At 54.0% G+C, this 6,042-nt stretch carries 8 protein-coding genes and 1 pseudogene; 3 read left to right on the forward strand and 6 right to left on the reverse strand.

Going from position 1 to position 6,042, the window contains the following annotated elements:
• From MVD07_RS06955 to MVD07_RS06970, 4 genes are all read right to left on the reverse strand, one after another.
• Positions 1-249 (reverse strand): KEOPS complex subunit Pcc1 (locus MVD07_RS06955; RefSeq protein ID WP_297500036.1); only part of this gene is annotated, 249 nt, incomplete at its 3' end.
• Positions 201-833 (reverse strand): ribosomal biogenesis protein, encoded by a 633-nt coding sequence (locus MVD07_RS06960; protein WP_297500047.1) that lies wholly within the window; start codon positions 831-833, stop codon positions 201-203. The genes MVD07_RS06960 and MVD07_RS06955, both read right to left, overlap by 49 nt.
• 51 nt (positions 834-884) lie before the next feature.
• Complete coding sequence (locus MVD07_RS06965) at positions 885-1,034, reverse strand: DNA-directed RNA polymerase subunit P (protein WP_297500038.1); 150 nt, start codon at positions 1,032-1,034, stop codon at positions 885-887.
• Positions 1,035-1,061: 27 nt separating this feature from the next.
• Positions 1,062-1,322: a 50S ribosomal protein L37ae gene (locus MVD07_RS06970; protein WP_297500049.1), complete on the reverse strand. Its 261-nt coding sequence runs from the start codon at positions 1,320-1,322 to the stop codon at positions 1,062-1,064.
• Between the two features lie 262 nt (positions 1,323-1,584).
• On the opposite strand from MVD07_RS06970, the gene MVD07_RS06975 reads away from it, so the two are divergent.
• Both MVD07_RS06975 and MVD07_RS06980 read left to right on the forward strand, forming a co-directional pair.
• On the forward strand, positions 1,585-2,433 hold the full coding sequence (locus tag MVD07_RS06975; protein ID WP_297500052.1) for a damage-control phosphatase: 849 nt from the start codon (positions 1,585-1,587) through the stop codon (positions 2,431-2,433).
• 119 nt (positions 2,434-2,552) lie between these two features.
• Positions 2,553-2,776: pseudogene (locus MVD07_RS06980) on the forward strand (DUF234 domain-containing protein); the annotation flags it as partial.
• 7 nt (positions 2,777-2,783) lie between these two features.
• Here the strand turns inward: MVD07_RS06980 and MVD07_RS06985 are convergent.
• Positions 2,784-3,872, reverse strand: coding sequence for an ATP-binding protein (locus MVD07_RS06985; RefSeq protein WP_297500054.1), 1,089 nt, complete (start codon positions 3,870-3,872; stop codon positions 2,784-2,786).
• Between the two features lie 221 nt (positions 3,873-4,093).
• Positions 4,094-5,239 carry a DUF763 domain-containing protein gene (locus tag MVD07_RS06990; RefSeq protein ID WP_297500041.1) on the reverse strand — a complete coding sequence of 382 codons (1,146 nt, stop codon included), beginning with the start codon at positions 5,237-5,239 and terminating at the stop codon, positions 4,094-4,096.
• 169 nt (positions 5,240-5,408) lie between these two features.
• Here MVD07_RS06990 and serK point away from each other — a divergent pair.
• On the forward strand, positions 5,409-6,042 hold a 634-nt coding region (serK, locus tag MVD07_RS06995), incomplete at its 3' end, for an L-serine kinase SerK (RefSeq protein ID WP_297500044.1).

Genomic DNA, 6,042 nt, shown 5'->3' on the forward strand with positions numbered 1-6,042 from the left:
CGCGACCTTAATCCATCTCAGATACGAGTTCAGCGTTCCCCTCAAAGCTGAGTTGTCCCTGGTCAAAAAGCGGATTATTATCATGTTCCCCTCGCGCAGAAACTCTATCCTGCTCCTCCGGTAGGGCACGCTCTCGTGCTCGTAGAGAACGCTCTCGTAAACTATCTTGGCGGTTTCCTCGTCCGGGAAGGAGAGCTCAACTATTCCCTCGATGGGCCAGCCTTTGCCAGGGCCTCCCTGTAGTCCCATCTCCTGCCGTCCTCCATTATCCAGATTTTCACAAGGATTAGCGGTCCAACGGGCCTGTCCCTGCTGATGTCGAGGCGGTAGAAGTTGACCGCCATCCCCCGCGGGTAGTTCTCTATGACCCCTATGACGTCCGTGTTGTATTTATCGGCTATGGCCGTTAGCCCCTTGCTACCCCTAGGAATGAACTTCCCGCCGGTTAGCTCGGCGAAGACCTGGGCGAAGGCGGTATGGTCAATTCCAACGCGCTTAGCAGTAGTCACGATGAAGGGCATCTCCTCTCTTATGGGCCTCAGATCTCTGAAGCCTATCTCCCTCTGGAGCTTTATGCCGTGAAGGTAGAGATAGCCAAGGTAGCCCCAATCGTTGGGGTCAACCTTGATAAAGGTCATCTTGAGGGGGTTTCCCTTCCAGACGTTGATTATCAAAAGCCTCTCGTAGTTTCTCTCGTAGGCTTCCATAAGCAGGTCCTGAATGGTCTTCTTGCCCCTCGTCAGGTAGAGGGAGTTGGGAAAGACCCTCTCCAGGTCGTGGCCGAAGCTCCTTGTCCTCCTCGTCGGTCTGTGGGAAGTCGTTATCAGCATCATGACTATCACTCAGAAGGAACTTGAGGCTAAAAGGCTTTCGAAACGAAAGAATCAGATGGCCTTAACGCGCCTCGCAACCCTCGGCCTAGGCTTGTAGAGAATCTTGCTGCCACAGTAGGGGCAACGAACCTCTCTTGTAGTCGCGAGGTCGAGCTCGACTTCTCTACCGCACTTCGCACAGCGATAAACGGCCTTCACCATGGTAACCACCTCAAATTAGAAAGGTGATCAGGCCTTGGAGGCCACGACGCGTTTGGCAACCTTCCCGGCCGGAGTGGTGGGGAGGTATGCGCCACCGGCGAAGGTTGCCCCGCACTTCTGGCACTGCCATATACCGGTGCTTATCCTTCTGACGGCTCTCCTCCCACAGACGGGGCAGACGTGCTTCTGTCTCATCTTGGCCTCTACGGCAGCCACCCTTCTCCTTATCTTGAGGCCGTACCTGGGCCCGAACCTTCCGGCTGAACCGACCTTGACAGTCCTTCCCATGAGCATCACCTCTTATTGACCCCATTTTCACGGCTGAAGGGGTTTCCCAGAGACGTTTTATAAACCTTTGCATGGGAATTGGGAAGGCCCTTCCCTGTGGGCCGGTCAGACCGAGAGGCAATCATCCGGAGCTTAAAAGCTTTCCGATGAGAGTTGACTCCCTACGGGGCCGCTACCCATGAGATTCTCCTTGCGTGCGATTGGTACCAGCCCTTCCGATGGGGTTAAAAAGCCCAGGCCTTTTCATCACCCGGTGGTGACGGTGAGGATTCACTACGAGTGCTTAGCCTGCGTCGCGAACCAATGCCAAAAAATCGTCGAGATGGGCGCCCATGACCTTGAGCTCAGGAAGAGGGGCGTCATTGAGGCGGCGAAGCTGATGGCGAGGATAAGCGGGGACTCGATTCCGGCAATCTTTGGTAGCGAGGTGTTTCTTGGCGTTTACAGGGTCATAGGCAACGACGACCCGTTTAAAGAATACAAGGAGCTCTCGAACAGGCTCGCCGAGAAGGTTGCCTCAGACCTTAAGGGGGAGGAGATAGACCTTAAGACCGCGCTGAAGCTCGCCATAATCGGCAACGTTATAGATTTCGCCGTCGGCTATCCCCCGGAGAGGATTGAGGAGGACGTTAAGGCAATGCTTGGCGAGGAGCTCTACGTTGATCACTCTGGCGAGCTGTTCGAGAGGTTGGGGAATGCCAAGACCCTTCTCTACCTCACGGACAACTGCGGTGAGATTTACTTCGACAGGCTCTTTATTAAAAAACTGAAGGAGGCATTCCCGCACCTCAAAATCTACGTTGCTGGAAAAGAAGGCCCGATAATCAACGATGCAACGGTTGAAGATCTGAAAAAGGCGGGCTTTGGGGAGTTTGCGGAGGTGATCTCCACTGGCACTAGGATCGTCGGCGTTCCGCTCGAGGGGGTCTCCAATGAGTTCAGGAAAGTCTTTGAGAAAGCCGATGTCATAATCGCCAAGGGTCAGGGCAACTTTGAGACTCTGAGCGAGGTAAGCGATAATCGCGTCTTCTACCTGCTCAAGGCGAAATGCCGACCGATAGCGAGAGAACTGGGAGTTCCGCAGGGGAGCATGGTTTGCTTGAGGGGATAACTATCACCCCAGTAGTTAGAAGGGTCGTGGGAAGACGGAAGTCCACAGGGAAACGGGGAAAATGTTCAGTTTGGATTATCATAATCGTGTGTGAACAACTAAGTAGCGAACAGAGGACCGACATTCTTGCTCTCAACGAGCGGAAGAAGGAGGCCCTCTTCGTCGAGGCGAAGTGGAAAGAGTTAAGCGAGAGGGAAGCGAGGGGGTTTTAAAGGATTTGGAGAGGAAGGGCGAGCTCGTAGGGCTGAGAGGGCGGGGAGAGATGGTACGGAATAGTGGCAAAGGGAAGCTACGCAGTGGTGAATGGCTTGTATGGGATTTGGGGGATTTTGAAGGGTTTTAAAGGAAATTCAGTGACGGAGGGCGAACTCAAGCACGGGGTCGGCTATGTGGTAGGTCACGTTTCTCCTCTCGACACTCTTTTCTATGAAGGAAGCTTTTAGGAGTGTGTTGAGGAACCTTGCCAGTGTAGCATCCCCGATTTCCCTCTTCTCCTTCCCTTCGAGCTCCCTTTTCAGTGCACTCCATGTGTTTTTACCCGAGGCTATCGCCCGAAGAACCGTTAAATAGCGCTTCCTCGCCAGCGGTCTCTTTTCAAGGAAGCGCTCAAGTTCAGCTAAAGCGAGCTTTGAGGCCTCCTCAAGGACTTTATCGATAACCTCCTGTTTGGGGCCTTCTCTCAGTGCAACCACTCCAAACTTCACGAGCCAGCCCACTATTCCGTCGAGCCTGTCAACGGCCTTTTCCAGAATCTCCTCCGGGGCATTAACGCCTGCCTGTTCAAACCCCTTCCTGAGGAAGTCTAGACTTTGCCCTCTGGAGAATCTGGAAAGCTCTATCTCGTGGAAAACCCTGCCGTAGAGGGGGGCATCCGGATCCTCAACGCCGAGGAAGTCGTAGAGGAGGCCGACTTCGGAGCCCGTCAATATAAACGTTGTTTCTCCATAGTCGTAGAAGTGAGCTATTATTGAGGCCAGCTCCTTTCCCGCCGGCCCCCTCGCTTCTTGGACTTCATCGAAAGCTATCACAAACCCCTCGCCTTCGAGTGTCGAAATTAGGGAGTACAGCGTTTCCGGGTTCTTCCACGAGAGCGAGACGCCGATTCCAGAGAGACTCACGCCGTCTATGAGTTTCAGCTTATCCTTCAGCCTCGCGAGGAGGGGGGCGTTTTTTGAGAGGTACTCGTTGAGCGCGCTCTGGAAGCGGAGGTAGAGGTCGCGCCTTGAGTTGGGATTCACCCCGCGGAGGTCAACTATTATATGGGGGACGTTGGCCTCGTTGAGGGCAACCCGCAGGAGGGAGGTCTTCCCGAGCCTTCGAATACCCTTGAGGAGCATCAGCGGTTTGCGGGACTCGATTGCTGCCAGCAACTCCTCAAGCTCCCTCTCCCTATCGTAAAGATCCTCTCTCCTGCTCTTGGGCCTCTCGTCGAAGTACAAACTACCACCCCAATAGTATACTATCACCCCGATAGTTAAAAGGGTTGTGCTTGCCTCCCGCTACTTTCTTGAAGGCCTCTGAGCCTTTATATTTCTACAGCCCGCTCCTGTGCAGTTGTAGAAATGTACTGCACAAAAACTCAGAATTTTGTGTACTATACTGCACAACTTGGAGGACTGGGACAGTTGCAACATGATTAGACTAAGATTCAACAATTCCCCTAAGTCGCCCTCTTCTCCCCCTCCGGGAACTTCCAGTTTTTGGTTATCTTGGTGACGTTCCTCAGCAGGGCCTTCTCCTCGGGGTGCCTTGAGACGAGCTCCTCAAGGAAGGAAACCAGCTCGTCGTAGGCGGGCTTGTCTATCGGGAACGGCACCTTATCTTTTCCCCCGACGGCGTAGCTGAACTTGAAGGGATCCGGCGGGTGAGTTACCGGATCCTTCCAGCTCGGGTGGACATCGTAGATTAGCTCAAGGACGAGCGATAATGCCCTCAGAGTGCTCGGCCCGAGGCCTTTCAGAAGTAAAAACTCCTCGTAGTTTGAGACGCTCAGCTCTCTCGCAAATTCAAGGGCTTTTCTGTTCAGCTCAGCCCTTCCAAGGCTCTCATAGCGCTTTAGCAGGTCTTTATTCCATGGCTCGCGGGGCTTGTAGTAAACAAGTGGTCGGTAACCATTCGCCATCGCCTTCAAACTCTCAAGCTCGCGCTCTATCTTCTCTGGCTTTTCCTGGATAATATCGAGGAGGGTTTTCTGGTACTCCCTCGCTTCTCTCGATACGGTGTTGAGGGCAAAGTTTCTCTTCAGGCCGGCAATGGCCTTGTGGGGGTCGAGGGTGAAGGTCTCGGCGTCAAACCAGTGGACGCGCCTCGCGAGCTTAGTTTTCTCGTTCATCCCCTGCTGTATAACCGCCCAGTTGCCTTCTTCGTCGAGGAAGAAGACGTGATGGTAGAGCTGGTAGCCCGTCTGGAGGGCAACTGTATCGACCTTGGCAACGAGTCTTGAAGTCCTGACGTAAGGTTCTGGATCTAGATCGTAGAGTTCAGCTATCTTCTTCAGCTCCTCTGGAGTTGCCCTGCTCTTCTTCCCCTTTCCACCGGCAGCTTTTACTCCAAGTTCTTCCTTCCAGAGGGCATCCTTTATCATCCCCGCGGTTACCGTCGTCGAGCCTGAGGAGTCCCAGTCCATTCCGATGACGTTGTTGAAGGCCTGAAACCACACTGGGTCTGAGAGCCTCTCCAGAAAACCCCTAGTGCCGTACTCCTCAACCGCTAAGATGAGAACTAACTTGGCCAGCTTCCTCATCCTCTGGGCGAGCCATGCCGGAACGTGTCCACCGTGGAGTGGTAAATCAGCGACGTTCCTCATCGGGGTTGTTTATGCATTCCGGAGTTTTAACCCTTGCCCCTTAAAATCCTCAGGCTTTTTTCTGCCTCTCCGCAAAATGCCCGGGAAAGGCTGTCTGTATGAAAGGGAAAGCCTTTTTACCCCCCGTTTTGATATCCGTCTGCAGGTTTAAGCTTACGGAGGGTTGAGGATGGGAGTTGAAAAGGTTCCGAAGTACGACATCCCAACTGTTAAGGTCGACTACGTTTTTATCGAGCTCGACAAGATGAAGCCCCACGAACAGCTCGTCCAGAAGGAGCTTGAAGATTTCATAGAGAGCGTTACCGGGAGCGGGATCTTCTGGAAGCCGATGCTCCTCGCGAAGGTTCCGGGTGAGGACATGTACCTGATAGTTGACGGTCACCACCGCTGGGCCGGCCTCCAGAAGCTTGGAGCAAAAAGGGCTCCCTCCGTTATACTCAACTACTTCAGCGACGACGTCAAGGTCTACACGTGGTACCCGGCCTTCAGGGGTGACCTCGACGCCGTCATCGAGAGGCTCAAGGCAGAAGGGCTTGAGGTTGTTGAAGACTCGAAAGCGGAGGAGAAGGCCGAGAGGGGTGAGGTGGCCTTTGCCCTTGTGGGAGAGAGGAGCTTTATAATACCCGGCGCCCTCAACGAGCAGAAGGTCGTGAGCAGGGTTCTCGACGAGATGAACCAGGCCGGGGAGATAGAGCTGATCTACTACGGCCTCAAGGAGGATGCTAGAGAGGACATGGCCCGGGGTGAGGTCGATTACGTCTTCATCAGGAAGGCCCCTACAAAGGACGACGTCATGGAGCTCG

The sequence above is a fragment of the Thermococcus sp. genome (assembly GCF_027008145.1).
Classification (GTDB): Archaea; Methanobacteriota_B; Thermococci; order Thermococcales; family Thermococcaceae; genus Thermococcus.